The sequence below is a fragment of the Amycolatopsis sp. CA-128772 genome (assembly GCF_002904295.1).
Taxonomy (GTDB): Bacteria; Actinomycetota; Actinomycetes; order Mycobacteriales; family Pseudonocardiaceae; genus Amycolatopsis.
Genome location: NZ_PPHG01000095.1, coordinates 1 through 18,126 on the forward strand (window position 1 = coordinate 1; position 18,126 = coordinate 18,126).

Here is an 18,126-nt window from a genome sequence, read left to right on the forward strand (position 1 = left end):
CCCGCCCCGGCCCCACCGGTCCGCGAGCCGCAGGCCGCCACGCCGCCGTCGATCCGCGAGCCCCAGCCCGCCCCGGCTCCGCCGGTCCGCCGGCCCGAACCGGCCCCGCTGCTGCCACGGGAAAGCCCCGCCGAGGCGGCACTTTCACGTGAAAGTGCCGCCTTCGCGCCCCCTTCGCCGGAGCGGGGCGGGCGGAACCCGGACGACGAGGACACCGAACCGCGGCTGACACCCGTCTCGCCGCCCGCCGCGATCCAGCCGGCGTACGACTGGCCCACCCCGGCCGAGCTGGAGCAGGAGGACGGCGCGGAGGACACGTGGCCGTTCCTGCAGCCCCTGGATTCCGCGGCGAGCCCGGGAGCGGTGCCGGAGCAGCGGCCGATACTCTCTCTTTCCCCGGAAGCGGTACGCGAGCGGATGACGAGCCTTCAAGGCGGCTTCCGGCGAGGGCGGCACGCGAGGGGAGACGACACCCGGAACCAGTGAAACGGATGAGGCATGAGCTCGAAGACGCCCCTGCTGGAAGTGATCGCGCTGGACGCGGCGGACGCCGAAGGCGCGCAGGCGGGCGGGGCCGACCGCCTCGAACTGGTTGCGGACATGGCGCAGGACGGCCTGACGCCGTCCCTCGAGACCCTGCGTGACGTGCTCTCGGCGACCGACCTCCCGGTCCGGGTCATGCTGCGGGACAACGGTTCCTTCGCCGTCGGCGACCTCGAAGGGCTGCGCGCGGACACCGCGCGCCTGATCGACGCGGGTGCGCGCGAGTTCGTCTTCGGCTTCCTCACCGTCGACAGCGAGATCGACCTCGACTCCTGCGAGGCGCTGATCAAGGAGGTCGGCGACCTGCCCTGGACGTTCCACCGCGCCATCGACCGCACCCGCGACCCGCTGCGCGCGTACGACCAGCTGGCGTCCCTCGGCTGCGACACCGTGCTCGCCGCCGGTCACCCGAACGGCGTGGGGAGCGGCCTTTCCGTGCTGCAGCGGCTCGCACAGCGCGAGAGCGGCCCGGAACTGCTCGTGGGCGGCGGCCTGCGGGCGCAGCAGGTCCACCTCTTGCGCGCGGGCGGCGTACGCGGGTTCCACGTCGGGAGCGCGGTGCGGCCGGGGGGCTGGCAGGCGCCGGTCGACGCCGCCACCGTGCGCACCTGGGTCGAGCTCGTCAAATCCTGAAAAATTCGCCAACCTGACGCAGAATCGGCGGCGTGAAACGATTTCCGCCGATGTTCCCGCGTTCCGCCGATGGTCTTGGTCAGGGTTTCGTGAAATTGCATCCGTCCTGTGCAAGGTGCCGGCCGGAACTGCGCGTGCTGCTGCACGGCCACTTCAAGTTTGACCTGGTTGGTGGCTGATTTCGGGGCGATCGGCTGGCTACGGTGGTCCCGCATTTCGTGGTCCGGGCGATCTTCAGTAATCGATCTGCAGTGCAGGAGGCGTCGCCGTGTGCGCGCGTATTCAGTTCGAGAACTCGTTGCGGGGACAGCAGGATGTCAGGAGTTCGGCCATCCGGCGGATTTCTCTCGCCTGGGAGCGGCTGATTCCTCGCGGGTATCGTCCGAGCGTGTCCGCGACAAGCCGGAAGGCGGAATCGTGACCGGTGCGATACCGCGGCAACGCGGAACCGAAACTTGCGAAGACGAATTCGCGAAACTGGGGCTCGGCGGCTCACTCGCCCTGACCGGGCTGCTGGCCGTCGTCAAGATCGCGGAAACCGCCACGGGCGTGGTGCTGACCGCCACCGGGGTGCTGCCCGGTGCCAGTCCCTCGAAGGAGCGGGCTCCGGCCTGGCCCGGCGGGGAATGAGCGGGGCTGCCCGATCGGCAGCTCTCTACGGACGGAGGGCTGCCATGACCGGCAGTGGAGGACGGGACGCAGGGCGTGGCACGCGCGTGGGCCTCGCCGATGTGCGGCGGCTCGAGGAGGTCGTCGCCGAACTCAGGGCGCTGGACTACCGCTACGGCGGTGGGTCGTGCCGGGTGGCCGTCGAGTCGCGGATCCCCACCGCCGTGGCGTTGCTGGACGGCGTGGCCAAGGCCGTGGTCCTGGGGCGGCTCTGCACCGCCGTCGCCGACCTGTACAACCTGGCCGGCTGGACGAACTTCGACCAGGACCGCCCGGGCGCCGCGCTGATGGCGTTCGCGCGGGCGCTGGAGCTGGCCGTCGAAGCCGGCAACGACGACCTGCAAGCCAACATCCGGTACCGCGTCGGACGCCTGCACCTGCACTACGGCGCCGTCGACGCGGCGCTGGTGGAGTTCGCGCGCGGCCGGGAAGCGGCCCTGCTGGCGCACTCCAAGCTGGCCCAGGCGATCCTGTCGGCCAACCAGGCGTGGGCGTACGCCAAGAAGGCCGACGTCACCGGGGCGCTGACCTACCTGCGCCGCGCCCGCGAGGAGTTCGCGGAGGCCTCGGAGCGCGAGCCGTCGCCGTGGGCCGCGTTCTTCGGGCCGGCCGACATGGCCGCGATGGTCGGGACGGTGCACGGCGAACTGGCGCAGGTGGTCGACATCCGGCACGGCCGCGACGGCATCCCGGCTCTCGCCGAGGCGATCGACGGGTACCAGCGCGGCATGACCCGTAGCCGCTCGCTGACGCTCATCTGGCTCGCCACCGTGCACGCGCTGGACGGCGACCTCGACGTCGCCACCACCGTCGGCGAGGAGGCGGTCGAGCTGGCCGGCGCGCTGCGGTCGCCGCGGGTGCGCCAGCGGCTGCAATCCCTTTCGGCGGCCGCCGGCCGGTTTTCCGGCAACGCCGAGGCGCAGGAGCTCGTGGACCGCATCGACGATCTCGGGCAATCCGGACGATAATCGAATGATCAGGAAAAAGTAAACAGCCCGCAAAATGAAAATGGGAACCGCCGAAAGACCGGCCAAAAGTAGGTTCCTCGGGCTGATCACGTCTTCTTATGCTTCTCGGCAACCTGCGGCGAGCATTCCGCGCAGGCCCGGTCCCCACCGCCGAGAGGAAATCCCCCATGCGCTTGCGCAAGCTCGTCGCGGCCGCTGTGCCGTTGCCGGCGTTGCTCGGCCTCGCCGTGGCCATCCCCGCCGCCGCCGCACCGGAACCGCTGGTCACGCTGGCCGACAACGTCGCGCCGCTGATCAACAGCGCCCGCACCGGCGACGTCCCGGCCGACCGGCCGATCACCGCGGCGCTCTCCCTGAAACTGCACAACCAGCAGGCGCTGGAAAGGTTCCTCGCGGACGTGCAGAACCCCGCTTCGCCGCAATATCACCACTTCATGAGCCCGGCGCAGTTCAATGCCGAGTTCGGCCCGACCCAGGCCGATGTCGGCAAGGTCGTCTCATTCCTCGGGAAAGCGGGCGCCGCCGCGATCGAGGTTTCCGGAAACCGGCAGGCGGTCACCTTCACCGGTTCGGCCGCGCGGCTCGAATCGGCGTTCCGCACCCGGATCGGGACCTACCACGACAACGTCTCCGGACGGGACTTCTTCGCCAACGACGCCCCGCCGGCCGTGCCCGCGAGCGTGTCGGACGTCGTGGGCAACGTCGTCGGCCTCGACGACCACGCGGTCCGCACGCACGCGTCGAAGCCGCTCGCCCAGCCGAACGTCGTCAAGTCCGTGACGCCGCCGGTGCTCAAGACCGCGTACGGCACCAGTGGCCTGTCGGCGACCGGCCGTGGCGTGAACGTCGGGTTCGTCGAATTCGACGGCTACCAGAAGGCCAACATCACCAAGTACGACAGCACGTACGGCCTTTCGGCGGGCTCGGTGACGACGGTCGGCGTCAGCGGCGCGAACTACGACTCCGCCCCGGGCGACGGCCAGATCGAGGTCGAGCTCGACATCGAGGTCGTCCACGCACTGGCGGCCGCGGCCAACGACTACGTCTACGAGGCACCGAACTCGAGCGCGGGCGAGCTGGCGATGTACCAGAAGATCGCGTCGGACGCGAAGGTCGACGTCGTCTCGATCTCCTGGGGCGCCTGCGAAGCGGCCGAAGGGTCGAGCGCGGCGAAGAGCGTCAGCAGCGCGATCGCCACGGGCACGGCGGAGGGCATCTCGTACTTCGCGGCCGCGGGCGACGACGGCACGACGGATTGCTACCGCCAGACCGGTTCGGCGGCCCGCGGCGTGGACTTCCCGGCGTCGAGCCCGAACGTGACGGGCGTGGGCGGCACGAAGCTGAACGTGACGTCGTCCAACGGCTACAGCAGCGAGTCGACGTGGAACGACGGCAACAGCGGCGGTTCGACGGGCGGCGGCATCTCGACGGTGTTCACGGCCCCGTCGTGGCAGTCCGCCCAGAGCACGACGTACCGCAAGGTGCCGGACGTCTCGGCGGACGCGTCCCCGACGTCGGGGTACTACATCTACAGCGCGGGAACGTGGGAGACGGTCGGCGGCACATCGGGCGCAACCCCGCTGTGGGCGGCCTTCACGGCGCTGCAGAACCAGGTCCACGGCGGTGGGCTGGGGAACCTGAATGCGAAATTCTACGCGATCGGGAACGGCTCGTCGTACGGAACGGGCTTCCACGACGTGACGACGGGCCACAACACCCTGCACGGCACGACGGGGTTCAGCGCCGGGACGGGGTATGACCAGGTCACGGGCTGGGGTTCGTTCAAGGGCAGCGGCCTTTCCGGCCTGCTCGGCTGAGTGCTGCGGAGCGGGGCCGTCGCGAGTTCGCGACGGCCCCGGTTGCCCGGTTCTGCCGGTGGCCGATGACACAATGTGCACATGGCAACACTGGTAGCGACACCGCGGTCCCGCGCACTGGGCTTCGGCCTCCGCGCGGCGAGGACGGCGCGGAACCTCGGCGTGCGCGAACTGGCGCGGCTGGCCGGGGTGGTGGCGCAAGATCTCTCGCACTGGGAAAGCGGAACCCGCGTGCCCAAGATCGAGCAGGTGGCGCTCCTGCTCGGGGCCTTGCGGGTGGAGCCGGTGGAGCGGAAGCGGTTGCTGGAACTGGCGAGGAACGCCCGCGAGCCCAACTGGCTCGAGCACAGCATTCCCGGGATCTCGCCCAAGCTCTCGGCCTTCATCGAGTACGAGCGCACGGCCTCGGCGATCTTCGCCTGGGAACCCCTGCTGATTCCCGGGCTGCTGCAGACCCCCGACTACGTGCGGACGATCCTCGCGGCCGCCGGGCGGCCGCGGGCGGAGGAAGAGCTGCGGATCAAGGTGCGCCTGATGCGCCAGGAGGTGCTGACCGGGCGGAATCCCTCGCCTTACACCGCACTCCTCGCCGAAACCGCGCTGCGGCAGCGGCGCGGCGGCGCGGAGATCATGGCCCCGCAGCTCAGGCACCTCGCCGAACTGGCCGGTCGGCGGAACATCAGCCTGCGGGTGCTGCCGGACACCGAGGAGTTCCACCCCGGCCTCAACGGTTCCTTCGTGATCTTCGACTTCGCCGACCTGCCTCCGATCGTCTTCCTGGAGCAGTACCGCGGCAGTGCTTACCTCTACGATGAGCAGCAGGTGGCCGACTACCGGGCGGCCCAGCGGGCGATGGTGGCACTGGCCCTGAGCGAGCAGGATTCCGGCGCGCTCATCGGGCAGGTGATCGCCGACTTGGAGGCATGATGTGGCGTAAGTCCAGTTACAGCGGGACCGAAGAGAACTGCGTGGAGGTCTCGCTCGGCCCGGTGTCGCGGATCCGCGACACCAAGGACCGTTCCGGGGGCACCCTCACCGTCAGTTCGGCCGCTTGGGGGGCTTTCCTTCGCAAGGCTAAGCGTTAACCTGTCCGCATGATCAAGCGCACGGTGCTGGACGCCACCCGCGAACTCCTCCGCGAACTCGGCCTCACCACGGTGTTCGGCAACCCCGGCACCACCGAGGTGCCGTTCCTCACCGACTGGCCCGACGACTTCGACTACGTCCTCGGCCTGCAGGAATCCGCCGTCGTCGCGATGGCCGATGCCTACGCCCAGGCCACCCGCAAGGCCGTTCTGGTCAACCTGCACTCCGCCGGCGGGGTCGGGCACGGGCTGGGCAGCCTCTTCACCGCCTACCGCAACCGGACGCCGATGATCGTCGTCGCCGGGCAGCAGATCCGGTCGCTCATCCCGCACGAGCCCTTCCTCGGGGCCATGGAGGCGCCCGAATTCCCCAAGCCCTACGTGAAGTGGTCCGTCGAGCCCGCCTCCGCCGAGGACGTGCCGGCCGCGCTCGCGCGGGCCTACCACGTGGCCACGCAGGGGCCACCCGGGCCGGTTTTCGTCTCCGTGCCGGCCGATGACTGGTCCGCCACCACCGAACGGCCCATCGTCTCGCGGCCCCGGATCCGCGGGTTCGCGCCCGATCCCGAGGCCGTCGACGAGCTCCACGCCGCCCTGGAAGCCGCCGAGCGGCCGGCGATCGTCGTCGGGGGTGCCGTCGACCAGGACGGGGCCGTGGTGGAAACCGTCGCGCTCGCCGAACGGCTCAACGCCGCCGTGTGGGTCGCGCCGATGTCCTACCGGTGCTCGTTCCCCGAGGACCACCCGCTGTTCCAAGGGTTCCTCGACCCCGAACGCGGTGCCGTCGCCGACGCGCTCGCCCGGCACGACCTCGTCCTCGTGCTCGGGGCGCCCGCCTTCACCTACCACGTCGACCGCGGGCGCGGGGAAACCCCGCTGCCGCCGCTGTTCATCGTCAGCGACGACGAGCAGGTCCTCGCGCGCGCCTTCGAAGGCACCGGCATCCGCGCCACGCCGAAGCTGGGCGTCCGTGCGCTGCTCAACGTCGTCGAGCGCAGCTCCCGGCCCGCGCCGGCGCCGCGGAAGCGGCCCGCGAAACCCGGCGGCGAACAGCTGACCGGCGAGCTCGTCTATTCGACGCTCGCGGACCTGTTGCCGGACAACGCTTTGGTCGTCGAAGAGGCGCCCAGCCACCGCGGGGTCCTGCACGACCACCTGCCGATCACGGCCACCGACACCGGCTTCCTGACGATGGCCAGCGGCACGCTCGGCTACGGCATCCCCGGCGTGGTCGGCGCCGCGCTCGCCCGGCCGGATCGCACGGTCGTCGGCGTCATCGGCGACGGCTCGAGCATGTACGGCATCCAGGCCCTGTGGACGGCCGCGCGCCAGGAACTGCCGGTCACCTTCGTCATCCTGGACAACTCCGAGTACGCGGCGGTCCGCATCCTCGGCGACGCGATCGGCGGCGAGAAGCTGCCGGGCACCGAACTGGGCGGCATCGGCTTCGCGGCGCTGGCCGGAAGCATGGGCTGCCACGGCGTGACGATCACCGAGCCGGCGGACCTGGTCCCCGGCCTCACCGCGGCGCTGGCCGACCCCCGGCCGACGCTGGTGCACGTCCGGGTCGTCGCGTCGAACCGGTCCCTGTACTGACAAAAACGCCCGGCGGCCGGTCCGGCCGCCGGGCGTCCTCAGCGGACTCGGGTCAGTTCACGGCCCGGCTCTCCGTGACGTCGGAAGCCCGCTCGGCCAGGTCCCACTCGGCGGCGTCGGAAGCGGCCGTGGCGGCCTCCTCCGGGCTGCCGCCGTGCAGCAGCCGCGCCACTTCGCCGCGCAGCGTCACGAACTCCGCCGATTCGCGCGTCGTGATCTGGTCCCGCGAAGCGGGCAGCGCCACCGGCAGGTCCGCCACGATCGACGCCGGCGACTTCGACAGCACCAGCACCCGGTCGGAAAGATAGACGCTCTCGTCGATGTCGTGGGTGACCACCAGGATCGTGCTGCCCTGCTCGCGCTGCACGCGCCGGGTCAGGTCCTCGAGCTCGAAGCGCGTCTGGGCGTCGACCGAGGCGAACGGCTCATCCATCAGCAGCAGCGCCGGGCGGCTGGCCAGCGCGCGGGCGATCGACACCCGCTGCTGCATGCCGCCGGACAGCTGCCACGGGTACTTGCCGCCGACGCCGGACAGCCCGACCTGCTCGAGCGCTTCCGCCGCCCGCGCCCGCCGCTCGGCGCGCGAAATCTGCCGCCACCGCAACGGGAACTCGACGTTCTTCTGCACCGAAAGCCACGGGAACAGCGACCGGCTGTAGTCCTGGAACACGACGGCGAGGTCGTCCGGCACGCCCGAGACGCGGTCGCCGTGCAGGCTCACCGTGCCCTCGGTCGAGGGGGTCAGGCCGGCGATGCAGCGCAGCAGCGTCGACTTCCCGCAGCCGGACGGGCCGACGATGCTGGCCAGCTGCCCGGCCTCGACGGTGAACGACAGGTCGTTCACCGCGGTGTGCGCCTTCGCGCCGGTGCCGTAGCGGTGACTGAGGCCGGACACTTCGAGCATGGTTGTCATGGGGGAGAGGCCTTTCCGAGCGTCAGTCACGGCCGAGGCGGGTCGGTTGCCAGGCCAGCACCCGTCGTTCCGCGGCCAGGAAGAGCGTGTTGAAGACGTAGCCGAGGATGCCCAGCAGCACCAGCCACGACCACATGGTCGGGAATTCGAAGTCCTGCTGGGCGTTCAGCAGGGACCGGCCGATGCCGTCGTAGGCCCCGACCAGTTCGGACACGACCATGAGCAGCAATGAAATCGACAGGCTGACCCGCATCCCGGCGAAGATCTTCGGCGCCGCCGCCGGCAGCACCACCATGCCGACCCAGTACCGCTTGGGGGTGCGGAACGAGCGGGCCGTCTCCACCTTCACCCGGTCGACCGAGCGGACGCCGTCGACGGTGTTGAGCAGCACCGGCCAGATCGCGCCGAAGATGATCGACCCGATCTGCATGCCCGAGCTCAGCCCGAACAGCACCGCGAACACCGGGATCAGCGTGGGCGGCGGGATCGAGCGGAAGAACGCGAACAGCGGGCCGACGTAGTCCATCGCCGTGTCGGACCGGCCGAGCAGCACGCCGAGCAGGATGCCGGCGAGCGCGGCCAGCCCCCACCCGCCGAGCGTCCGGCCGAGACTGGGAAACACGTTGTCGAACACCGCGTCGGTGAGGAACAGGTGCGAGGCCGGCCCGGTGAACCACAGCTTGGCGGCGGTGGCCGCGATCTCGGTCGGCGGCGGGAAGAACTTGCTGCCGGCCGCCCGGGCGGCGAACTCCCACCCGACCACCAGGATCGCGAACAGCAGCCAGTTGCGGACGACCGTGGCGGCGCCGCGCGCGGCCCGCCTGCCGACCCGCCCGGAAAGAGTCGCCGTCGTCACGCGATCGCCTCCCGGTCCACCGTGCTCCAGCGGAACAACCGCCGGCCGAGCTGTTCGAGCCCCTCGTTGATCAGGTAGCCCAGCACGCCCGCGACCACCGTACCGGCGAGGACCAGGTCGAACCGGATCGAACCGGTGCTGGCGACGATGATGAAGCTGCCGAGGCCGAGCTGGGAACCGGCCAGGAACTCGACGCTGACCACGGCGATCAGGGAGATGGTCGCCGACAGCCGGACGCCGGTGAAGACGAACGGCGCGGTCTGCGGCAGCGCGACCGACGTCAGGATGCGGAACCGGCTGGTCCCGCACGCGCGAGCGGTCTCCATCAGCACCGGGTCGATCTCGCCCATGCCGTAGATCGTGTTGAACATGATCGGCCACAGCGAGGCGTAGACGGCGAGGGCGATCTTCGCGTCCGGGCCGGAGCCGATCACCAGCAGCACCAGGGGAACCAGCGCGGTGACCGGGATCGGCCGGAGGAACTCGACGATCGCGGCGGTGGCCGTGCGCAACGCCGGGACGCTGCCGAGCAGCAGGCCGGCGGGTACGCCGATCAGGATCGCGATGACGATGGCGATCAGCCAGGCGAGCATCGTGGCGACGATGTCGCGGATGAATTCGGGGTCGCCCAGCAGGTCCCAGACGGTGACCAGGACCACGCTCGGCGGCGGGGTGAACGTCCTACTGACCAGGCCGACCTGGACGACGACCTCCCAGAACAGGAGGAAGCCGACCAGGCCGGCCAGGCCGCGAAGCAGTTTCTTCACGTCAGGTCGTCACGTCAGCTGGTGGCCTGCGGCGCGATCATCGGCGCGGCGTCGACCTTGCTGGTGATGACGCCCATCTGCAGCAGCAGGTCGGGCACCCGCTGCAGGCGCCGGGCGTCCAGGGTGGAGCCGTAGCCGGGCAGGGTGAGCAGCTTGGCCGTGTCTTCGTCGATCTTCGCGTACTTGACCAGCAGCGGCTCGACCTTCGAGCGGTCGTTGAGCGCGTCGCTGGTGGCCTTCTTCATCGCCCGCTGGAAGGCGGCGAGGGTCTTCGGGTTCGCCTGGACCCACTTCGTCGTCGAGCCGTAGCCGGTCAGCGGGAAGTCCTGGCTGGCGCCGGTGTTGATGTCGACGACCGGCGTCGCGCCGACGGTCTTGGCCGCCTGCGAGAGCATCGGCTCCGGCATGTAGGCCGCGTCCACCTGGTTGTCCTTCAGCGCCGCCGCCATGTTCGGCAGCGGGATGAGGGTCCACTTGACGGTGGTGAAGTCGACGCCGTGGTCCTTCATGACCGACTTGGTCAGGATGTCGGACGCGGTGTTCATGGCCGTGATCGCGATCCGCTTGCCGGCCAGGTCGTTGACCGTCTTCACGTTCGAGGTCGGCACCGTGACGATCGCGTTGCTCTTGGCGTTGACCGACGTGCCGTCGGCGACGAGCTGGATGTCCGCGGCGCCCTTGCTCTTCGCGACGAAGAACGGCGTGTAGGTGGAGAGGGCGATGTCGGCCTCGCCGTTGAGCGCCTTCGTCATCGACTCCTGGCCACTCTTGGCGACGATCTGCTCGACCTCGAGACCCTCGGCCTTGAAGTAGCCGCCGTCCTGGGCCAGCCAGAACGGGGCCAGGTCCGTGGTCGGCATGATGGAGACCTTGATCTTCGACTTCTCCAGGCCGCCCCCGGTCGACGAGGCGTTCGAGTCGTCCGAGCCGAGCGCACTGCAGCCGGTGAGGGCCGTGGCGGCTGCGACGGTGAGGGCGAGCCCGAGCGCGGCGCGGCGAGTGCGAACCCGGCCACTGCTCATGGCGTTTCCAAGCAAGGCCTGCTCCTTGAAGAAAGTGACGGTTGGGGAACCGATTTCAGTGGAAGTGCGTGACTCATTCTCGGGAGTCACGCGGGCCACTGTAGAGAACGTGACAGCTTGCTCACAATGGGTGGAATCACTACCTGACAGAGTGGCGCACGTCACTCTTTCGGCCTCTGGTCTAGACCCACTGCTCCACTCGTCGTAGCGGTTCACCCAGCGTAGGGGGCAGGTCCTGAATCCGCGATGACCAGCTGTGTGTCGACTGAGCGAACGCTGTGCAACATCGAGCGGGTCGAGTCGGGAGGGTTACATCTTCCCCGGGCGTTCGCTACCCTCTGCACCTGCGGGGAGGTAACAACCTCCGATGTAGTGAGAGAGAGTGCCTGGATGGCCGAGCCAACCGACCTTCGGTTTACCAGCACAGGCTGTGCTTTCCCTGAGAGAAATTTCCCCGTACTGGCCACTGCCCGGCCGGCCACAGCCGCCGCGCCGGTGGGCTAGGCCGGACCAACAGACGATGCAAGACCAGCGCAGGGACCCGACCGTGATGCTCGAGCTGAACCGATTCCGTCCGGCTGGACGGGGTTCGGGAACCGCCGTCGAAGACGATCTTTTCACCCGTACGGGTACCGTCTCGCGCTGGGCTCCTTCCGATCGGCCGGAGCGCCGGAGCGCCGGGAGCGTGCAGACGAGTGACTGAGGAGAACGCGATGCGCCCTGGCGGGCGCTGGACCAACCAAAGCTTCACGAGCACGAACGATGATGGTGGTGCGGCGGTGCCGAACGAAGACGCCGCGGGGGTGGGAGGGGCCCCTGCGCAGTCACCCGGTGAGAGTCCGGGCCGGAAGGCCGGGTTCTTCTCCGGCATGCGCGACTGGCGGCTGCGCTCCAAGCTGGCCGCCGTCCTGATCATCCCGACGCTCACCGCGCTGGCGCTGGGGGCGCTGCGCGTGGTCGACGACGCCCGGGAGGCGGCCGAGTTCCAGCGGACCGCCGACCAGGTCGCGTTCGCCGTCAAGGTCACCACAGTGGTGCACGAGCTGCAGAACGAGCGCTCCCTCGCGGTCGCCCGGATCTCGTCGAGCAACCAGCTGCTGCAGACCGGCCTCGACGCGCAGATCGCCAAGGTCGACCGCGAGGTCTCGGACCTGCGCAACGCGGCGGGCAGCCTCAAGTACGACGACCAGGCGACCAAGGACCGCTACACGCGCGGCCTCCAGCGCCTCGACGCGCTGCGTCCGCTGCGGGCGGCGTTCAACGCCCAGAACGGCCTGCCCGACATCACGGTGCTGACCGCCTACTCGGGCATCCTCGACTCGCTCATCGAGCTCGGCCGCGAGGTGACCACCGCGGTCACCGACCGGGACGTGCTCCGCCTCGGTACGAGCACGCAGGCGATCAGCGAGGCGAAGGAGTTCACCACCCGCGCCGACGCCCAGCTGCAGATCGCCGCGTTCCGCGGAAACTTCCCCGGCGACCTCCTGGACCAGACGCACGCGTCGGCGTCCAGCGCGGACGCCTCCGTCGCGGCGTTCCTCGCCAACGCCGACGACGACCAGCGCCAGCTCTACAACGACACCTACTCCGGCCCGGAGGTCGACGACCGCCGCCGGATCCAGACCTCGGCGTTCGCGCTGGCCCAGCAGAACGACCCGCCGAGCATCGACACCACCGCGCTCGGCAAGGACAGCACCGTGTCGGCCGACAAGCTGCACGCGGTCGAGTCGAACCTGCTGGCCCAGCTGAAGACCCGTGCCGACGACCTCGCCACGGCGGCGGTCAACTCGGCCTGGCTCGGCGGTGCCGGCGTGCTCGCCGCGCTGGCCGCGGCCATCGCGCTGATGCTCGTCGTCGCCCGCCTGATGCTGCGCCCGCTGCGGGTGCTGCGGAAGAGCGCGCTGGATGTCGCCTACACCCGGCTGCCGGAAACCGTGCAGGCGATCCTCGACGACCCGGACCCGGTCGGCGCTTCGAAGAAGGCCGTCCAGCCGGTGCCCGTCACCTCCCGCGACGAGATCGGCGAGGTCGCGCGGTCGTTCGACATCGTCCACGAACAGGCCGTCAAGATGGCCGCCGAGCAGGCCCTCCTGCGCGAGAACGTCAACGGCATCTTCGTGAACCTGTCGCGGCGGTCGCAGCGGCTGGTGGAACGCCAGCTCGGCGTCATCGACCGGCTCGAGGCCGACGAGCAGGACCCGGACCACTTGGCCAGCCTGTTCGAGCTCGACCACCTCGCGACGCGGCTGCGGCGCAACGGTGAGTCCCTGCTGGTGCTCTCCGGCGCCGGCCTGGCCAAGTCGGTGCCCAAGCCGGTGCCCGCCGCCGACGTCATCGGCGCCGCGGTGTCGGAGATCGAGCAGTACGCCCGGATCGAGGTCGGCATCGTGCCCGACGTCGCGGTCCAGGGCCTGGCGATCCACGACCTCGTGCACGTCCTCGCCGAGCTGCTCGACAACGCGACCTACTTCTCCGAGCCGGAGACGAAGGTCATCGTCCGGGCCGTGGTCACCCGCCGCAAGGCGCTGGCCATCCAGGTCACCGACCACGGCGTCGGGATGAGCGAGGAGCGGCTGGCCGAGGTCAACTCGCGCCTGGCCGACCCGCCGGACCTGGACGTGTCGGTGACCCGGCGAATGGGTCTGTACGTGGTTTCGCGGCTGGCCAAGCGCCACGGCATCGAGGTCCGGCTGCGCGAGAACGAGGACATCGAAGGCGGCGTGATCGCCCGGGTCGTCGTCCCGGCCGAGCTGCTCACCCAGCTCCGCCCGGGCATGCAGCGGCAGACGCCGCCGCCGGCGAACCGGTCCGAGACGTCGATGTCGATGCCGAGCATCCCGATCCCGGCGGCCCGCTCCGACTTCGACCAGACGCAGACGCACACCCCGGTGCCGCCGTCCGCGCCGCCACCGCCCCCACCGCCGCCGGCGCACGACCCGGTGCCGAGCCAGGGCGGCCTGGTCCCGCTCGACCAGCCGATCAGCCTCGACGACCTGGTCAGCGGCGGCCGTGCGGCGGGCCCGTTCCTGTCGCCCGAGCTGCCGAAGCCCGAGACGCCGGCCTGGCCGACGGCCGAGGACCTCGCGCCGCTGACGCCGTCGGCGAACGGCGACGGCGCCAGCTCGCGGGCCGGTGACACGCAGTTCGCGCCGCTGGTGCTGCCCAAGCGCGAGCCGAAGTTCGTGCCGCCGGAGGAGCCGCCGCCGCCCCCGCCGCCCGTCACCGGGGTCGGTTCGTCGGCGCTCGAAGACGACGTACCCACCCGGCGGTTGCCGATCTACCAGTCGGTGCTGTCACGCTGGTTCAGTGAGGGCGACGACTCGGCTGCCGACCCGGTGGCACCGCAGCGCGAGGGCGACGACCCGAACCTGCCGCCGCTCACCGGCTCCGACGAGCCTCCCGCCACGGTCATCGCCAAGCCCGTCGCGCCGCCGCCGCCGGCCCCCGCCGACGAGCTGCAGCCGACCGCGGCGACCCGGCACCCGCTCCTCCCGCCCGACGACGGCTGGCACAGCGCCTCCGACGACGGCTGGCAGGCGGCGCAGTCGCTGCTGGAGTCCAAGAACGAGGAGATCACCCCGGCCGGGCTGCCCAAGCGCGTCCCGAACCAGTACCTGGTGCCGGGCTCGATCAACAGTCCTTCGGTCGACGCTCCGCCGCAGAACAGCTTCGCGGACAACACCGCGGGGATGCCCGGAACGGGTGCGATCACCCGCTCGGCGTCCGCGGCGCGGAGCCGGATGGCAAGCTTCCAGCGGGGCTACACCTCGGGACGGCACGCGTTGAAGGAACTCCCGGGCGAAGAACAGCTGGAAACCAGCAGGGTTCCGGGGCGTGGCAACACCACAGACAGCAGTGAGGAGTGAAAGTGACACGGGCGGGTGCAATGCAGCCGGGTGGCTCCGCGCAGCCGAACGGCCAAGCGCATGCCAAGGCGAACAATGCCGGCAGCTTCGCTTGGCTGATCACGGATTTCGTGCACCGGGTGCCCGGCGCGGCCCACGCGGTCGTGGTGTCGGCCGACGGCCTGCTCCTGGCGGCTTCGCGTGGCCTGCCGAAGGACCGGGCCGACCAGCTGGCGGCGGTGGCGTCGGGGCTGACCAGCCTCGCGCGCGGTGCGGCCAAGGTGTTCGAAGGCGGCACGGTGGCGCAGACCGTGGTCGAGATGGCCAACGGTTTCCTCTTCCTCATGTCGGTTTCCGACGGTTCGTGCCTGGCGGTCCTGGGGTCGCCGGAGAGTGACATCGGCCTGGTCGTCTACGAGATGACCCTGCTGGTGGAGCGGGTCGGCCAGCAGCTGACTCCGGAGATGCGGGCGCAACTGCAGGGCGCGACCGTCCGCCGCTGAGGACCTGGGAACCGAGGAGAGAGCCGTGGACGACGGGCGCTTGAGGGGTGATGGGCGGCTCGGTGACGACTTCTCCGGCGGGTGGTCCGAGCAACCGGACGACGGCCGGGAGGACTGGCAGTCGTTCCGGGACCGCGTCGACCGGGAGTGGCGGGCGCGGCGGGTGCAGGCTTCCGACAGCGACCCCGTCCGGGAGCCACCGAACTGGCTGACCGACTCGGGTGCCGGGCAGGAACCGCTCCGGCCGATCCAGGCCGGCGGCACGGAGTACCGTGACCGCCTGCTCGGCGGCCCGGGTGCGGAGCTGTTCGGCGGGTCGAGCGGGCCGCTGTACGACGCGCGTGACTTCGCGGCGTACACGACCGAGCGCGACTTCGGGTCGGGGCCGGACTCCGGCGAGCTGGCCGCGGCGCTGCCGCGGCAGGCCCACCAGGAGTACGTCGACGAGCCGCCGGCGACCGAGATGGAGACGTCGGGCCTGGTCCGGCCGTACTTCCGGACCCGGGGCCGGACGAAGGCGACCCTCGATCTGGCGATCGAGGCGCTGATTTCGACGAGCGAACAGGGCCGGATGCTCGACCGGGTCCGGGTGCCCGAGCACCGGTCGATCTGCGACCTGTGCCTCGACACCCGGTCGGTGGCCGAGGTCGCGGCGCTGCTGCGCCTGCCGCTCGGCGTGGTGCGGGTGTTGATTGGTGACGTGGCGGGCCTCGGGCTGGTGCTGGTGCACTCCAGCAGCCCGACCGTGGGCGACCGCCCGAGTATCGAGTTCATGGAAAGGGTGCTCAGTGGGCTTCGGAGAATTTGACTCCGACGCGAACGCGCCGCAGGTGACGGGTCCGACCTCGTCGGCCAAGATCGTGGTCGCCGGCGGGTTCGGTTCGGGGAAGACAACGCTGGTCGGAGCGATCTCCGAGATCGACCCGCTGACCACCGAGGCCATGATGACCGAGGCGAGCGTCGGGCACGACGACACCTCGGCCACGCCCAACAAGACCACCACGACGGTGGCGATGGACTTCGGGCGCATCTCGCTGGACTCGGACCTGGTGCTGTACGTGTTCGGCACCCCGGGCCAGCACCGGTTCTGGTTCATGTGGGACGACCTCGCGGTCGGCGCCATCGGCGCGGTCGTGCTGGTGGACACGCGGCGGCTCGCCGACGCGTTCCCCTCGATCGACTTCTTCGAGAACCGGAAGCTGCCCTACGTCGTGGCCATCAACTGCTTCGACCGGCTGCTGCACCACCAGATCGAGGACGTCCGGCACGCGCTCACCATCGCGCCGTCGGTCCCGATCATGGCGTGCGACGCGCGCGAGCGCGAGTCCGCGAAGCAGGTGTTGATCTCGGTCGTTCAGCACGCGATCGCGCACGATTCGGCGTTGCGCGCGGGCTAGCCCATGACGCCCCGATCCGGATGCGGCCGTTGGAGTGAACTCCGCGTGCTTCACCCACTTCGGGGAGTGCTACCCCCGTCCGAAGGAAGATCCGGTCGCGGTCGCCTGCTGCCGTTCGGGGCGTCATCACCCATCCGGGCCCCATCTACCGGGGCTGACCTGCACCGACAGTGTGCCGGCGCGGATCGGGGGCGACGCCGTGGAGTGACGTGCGGACGCGGGTCGCGGGCCGGGTCGGCGCCGGACAAGGCCGCCTGCACACGTAGGGTGCGCAGCGGCCGGGCGGTGGCGGGCTCGACACCGCCGGTGGTGCGAATACGCTCTACGGTGGCGTCGCCGACCGGCCGTGCCGGGCGCTCCGGGGTGCGGCGCGCGGCGCCGCACGAGCAAGGAGGAGCAGTAGTGACGGCTTCCGGCCAGGGCACATTCGGCTGGCTCATCACGGACTTCGTGCGCCGGGTGCCCGGCGCCGCGCACGCCGTTCTGGTGTCCGCGGACGGGCTGCTCCTGGCGCCGTCGGAAGGGCTGCCGCAGGAACGCGCCGAGCAGCTGTCAGCGGTCGCGTCCGGGCTGATCAGCCTGACCGCGGGGGCCGCGCGCTGCTTCGAAGCGGGCGGTGTCAACCAGACCGTGGTGGAGATGGAGCGCGGCTACCTGTTCCTCATGTCGGTCTCGGACGGTTCGTCGCTGGCGGTGCTGGCCGCGCCGACGTGCGACATCGGCACCGTCGCCTACGAGATGACCCTGCTCGTCGAGCGGGTCGGCCAGCAGATCACCCCCGAGTTGCGCGCGCAGCTCCAGGGCGGCGTGCGTGGGTAGGACGAGATGAGGATTTCGGGATTCGACGATCCTGACTCCAGCGGCTGGGACGCACTGCACCGCGGCACCGAGCGCGAGGGTTTCGATTCGCCCAGCAAGTTCGACATGTCGACGCTGTCGATGATCATGCCCAAGCGCAAGCCGGCGCGCCCGAAGCCGGACGCGCAGGGCTACACCGACGAGGACACCCGCGAGTGGGGCTCGTCCGCGGACGACGACTACGCCGCTCCGGAACCCGCGGGCTACGCGGACGACGACTACTCGCGTCCGGAACCTCCGGGCTATGCGCCTCGGCGTCCGGAGCCGGCGGGCTATGCGGACGATGACTATGCGCGTCCGGACCCTCCGGGCTATGCGCCTCGGCGTCCGGAGCCGGCGGGCTATGCGGACGATGACTATTCGCGTCCGGACCCTCCGGGCTATGCGCCTCGGCGTCCGGAGCCGGCGGGCTATGCGGACGATGACTATTCGCGTCCGGACCCTCCGGGCTACGCGCCCCGGCAGCCGGAGCCGGCGGGCTACCCGGGCACGCACGCGCCCGAGTTCGCCGACGACGGCTACGACCCCGTCGAGCCGGAGTGGCAGGACGAAGAGACCTACCAGCCGGAACCCCCGCCGCTGGAGCCGGCGTGGACCCCGCCGCGGGGTGCCCGCCCGCCCGCTCCGCCGCGCCCGCCGGCGCCCCGGCCTCCC

General features: G+C 70.7%; 17 protein-coding genes and 2 pseudogenes. 15 read left to right on the top strand and 4 right to left on the bottom strand.

Annotated elements, in window-relative coordinates:
- The 9 genes and pseudogenes from C2L59_RS42595 to mdlC form a co-directional block, all read left to right on the top strand.
- Positions 1-486, top strand: a pseudogene (locus C2L59_RS42595) (histidine kinase); the annotation flags it as partial.
- Between the two features lie 12 nt (positions 487-498).
- Complete coding sequence (locus C2L59_RS42600) at positions 499-1,176, top strand: copper homeostasis protein CutC (RefSeq protein ID WP_103355272.1); 678 nt, start codon at positions 499-501, stop codon at positions 1,174-1,176.
- Positions 1,177-1,208: 32 nt separating this feature from the next.
- A complete protein-coding gene (locus C2L59_RS47640; protein WP_158263147.1) occupies positions 1,209-1,355 on the top strand; it encodes a hypothetical protein in 147 nt (48 codons plus the stop codon).
- A 238-nt stretch (positions 1,356-1,593) separates the two neighbouring features.
- Complete coding sequence (locus C2L59_RS42605; protein ID WP_103355273.1) at positions 1,594-1,806, top strand: hypothetical protein; 213 nt, start codon at positions 1,594-1,596, stop codon at positions 1,804-1,806.
- A gap of 44 nt (positions 1,807-1,850) precedes the next feature.
- Positions 1,851-2,813 carry a tol-pal system YbgF family protein gene (locus tag C2L59_RS42610; RefSeq protein ID WP_103355274.1) on the top strand — a complete coding sequence of 321 codons (963 nt, stop codon included), beginning with the start codon at positions 1,851-1,853 and terminating at the stop codon, positions 2,811-2,813.
- A gap of 167 nt (positions 2,814-2,980) precedes the next feature.
- A complete protein-coding gene (locus tag C2L59_RS42615; RefSeq protein ID WP_103355275.1) occupies positions 2,981-4,630 on the top strand; it encodes a protease pro-enzyme activation domain-containing protein in 1,650 nt (549 codons plus the stop codon).
- 81 nt (positions 4,631-4,711) lie between these two features.
- Positions 4,712-5,557: a helix-turn-helix transcriptional regulator gene (locus C2L59_RS42620; RefSeq protein WP_103355276.1), complete on the top strand. Its 846-nt coding sequence runs from the start codon at positions 4,712-4,714 to the stop codon at positions 5,555-5,557.
- Positions 5,557-5,715 (top strand): DUF397 domain-containing protein, encoded by a 159-nt coding sequence (locus tag C2L59_RS42625; protein WP_370444831.1) that lies wholly within the window; start codon positions 5,557-5,559, stop codon positions 5,713-5,715. The genes C2L59_RS42620 and C2L59_RS42625 overlap by 1 nt, the downstream gene beginning before the upstream one ends.
- Positions 5,716-5,724: 9 nt before the next feature.
- Positions 5,725-7,311, top strand: coding sequence for a benzoylformate decarboxylase (gene mdlC / locus C2L59_RS42630; RefSeq protein WP_103355278.1), 1,587 nt, complete (start codon positions 5,725-5,727; stop codon positions 7,309-7,311).
- Between the two features lie 52 nt (positions 7,312-7,363).
- Here the strand turns inward: mdlC and C2L59_RS42635 are convergent, their stop codons facing one another.
- Genes C2L59_RS42635 through C2L59_RS42650 form a run of 4 tightly spaced genes read right to left on the bottom strand, consistent with a single transcriptional unit; the run spans position 7,364 to position 10,869 of the window.
- Positions 7,364-8,224 carry an ABC transporter ATP-binding protein gene (locus C2L59_RS42635; RefSeq protein ID WP_103355279.1) on the bottom strand — a complete coding sequence of 287 codons (861 nt, stop codon included), beginning with the start codon at positions 8,222-8,224 and terminating at the stop codon, positions 7,364-7,366.
- Positions 8,225-8,246: 22 nt separating this feature from the next.
- The gene (locus tag C2L59_RS42640) at positions 8,247-9,080 is read right to left on the bottom strand and encodes an ABC transporter permease (RefSeq protein ID WP_103355280.1); all 834 of its coding nucleotides are present in this window, start codon (positions 9,078-9,080) and stop codon (positions 8,247-8,249) included.
- Complete coding sequence (locus C2L59_RS42645) at positions 9,077-9,847, bottom strand: ABC transporter permease (RefSeq protein WP_103355281.1); 771 nt, start codon at positions 9,845-9,847, stop codon at positions 9,077-9,079. The genes C2L59_RS42640 and C2L59_RS42645 overlap by 4 nt, the downstream gene beginning before the upstream one ends.
- 14 nt (positions 9,848-9,861) lie before the next feature.
- The gene (locus tag C2L59_RS42650; RefSeq protein ID WP_199199659.1) at positions 9,862-10,869 is read right to left on the bottom strand and encodes an ABC transporter substrate-binding protein; all 1,008 of its coding nucleotides are present in this window, start codon (positions 10,867-10,869) and stop codon (positions 9,862-9,864) included.
- 713 nt (positions 10,870-11,582) lie between these two features.
- Between C2L59_RS42650 and C2L59_RS42655 the strand changes: the two genes are divergently transcribed.
- The 6 genes and pseudogenes from C2L59_RS42655 to C2L59_RS42680 form a co-directional block, all read left to right on the top strand.
- Complete coding sequence (locus tag C2L59_RS42655) at positions 11,583-14,735, top strand: nitrate- and nitrite sensing domain-containing protein (RefSeq protein ID WP_103355283.1); 3,153 nt, start codon at positions 11,583-11,585, stop codon at positions 14,733-14,735.
- Positions 14,736-14,755: 20 nt separating this feature from the next.
- A complete protein-coding gene (locus C2L59_RS42660) occupies positions 14,756-15,217 on the top strand; it encodes a roadblock/LC7 domain-containing protein (RefSeq protein WP_103355284.1) in 462 nt (153 codons plus the stop codon).
- 25 nt (positions 15,218-15,242) lie between these two features.
- Positions 15,243-16,025 (top strand): DUF742 domain-containing protein, encoded by a 783-nt coding sequence (locus C2L59_RS42665; RefSeq protein WP_103355285.1) that lies wholly within the window; start codon positions 15,243-15,245, stop codon positions 16,023-16,025.
- Positions 16,006-16,614 (top strand): ATP/GTP-binding protein, encoded by a 609-nt coding sequence (locus C2L59_RS42670; protein WP_043776338.1) that lies wholly within the window; start codon positions 16,006-16,008, stop codon positions 16,612-16,614. Before C2L59_RS42665 ends, C2L59_RS42670 begins: the two co-directional genes overlap by 20 nt.
- Positions 16,615-17,016: 402 nt before the next feature.
- Positions 17,017-17,433, top strand: coding sequence for a roadblock/LC7 domain-containing protein (locus tag C2L59_RS42675; RefSeq protein ID WP_003085368.1), 417 nt, complete (start codon positions 17,017-17,019; stop codon positions 17,431-17,433).
- A 6-nt stretch (positions 17,434-17,439) separates the two neighbouring features.
- Positions 17,440-18,126, top strand: a pseudogene (locus C2L59_RS42680) (DUF742 domain-containing protein); the annotation flags it as partial.

What these genes read in the sequence shown, in the direction of transcription:
- C2L59_RS42600 (WP_103355272.1), top strand. Translation starts at nt 499, where the DNA reads ATGAGCTCGAAGACGCCCCTGCTGGAAGTGATCGCGCTGGACGCGGCG.
- C2L59_RS42625 (WP_370444831.1), top strand. Translation starts at nt 5,557, where the DNA reads ATGTGGCGTAAGTCCAGTTACAGCGGGACCGAAGAGAACTGCGTGGAG.
- C2L59_RS42635 (WP_103355279.1), bottom strand. Translation starts at nt 8,224, where the DNA reads ATGACAACCATGCTCGAAGTGTCCGGCCTCAGTCACCGCTACGGCACC.
- C2L59_RS42610 (WP_103355274.1), top strand. Translation starts at nt 1,851, where the DNA reads ATGACCGGCAGTGGAGGACGGGACGCAGGGCGTGGCACGCGCGTGGGC.
- mdlC (WP_103355278.1), top strand. Translation starts at nt 5,725, where the DNA reads ATGATCAAGCGCACGGTGCTGGACGCCACCCGCGAACTCCTCCGCGAA.
- C2L59_RS42615 (WP_103355275.1), top strand. Translation starts at nt 2,981, where the DNA reads ATGCGCTTGCGCAAGCTCGTCGCGGCCGCTGTGCCGTTGCCGGCGTTG.
- C2L59_RS42655 (WP_103355283.1), top strand. Translation starts at nt 11,583, where the DNA reads ATGCGCCCTGGCGGGCGCTGGACCAACCAAAGCTTCACGAGCACGAAC.
- C2L59_RS42620 (WP_103355276.1), top strand. Translation starts at nt 4,712, where the DNA reads ATGGCAACACTGGTAGCGACACCGCGGTCCCGCGCACTGGGCTTCGGC.
- C2L59_RS42650 (WP_199199659.1), bottom strand. Translation starts at nt 10,869, where the DNA reads ATGAGCAGTGGCCGGGTTCGCACTCGCCGCGCCGCGCTCGGGCTCGCC.
- C2L59_RS42660 (WP_103355284.1), top strand. Translation starts at nt 14,756, where the DNA reads ATGCAGCCGGGTGGCTCCGCGCAGCCGAACGGCCAAGCGCATGCCAAG.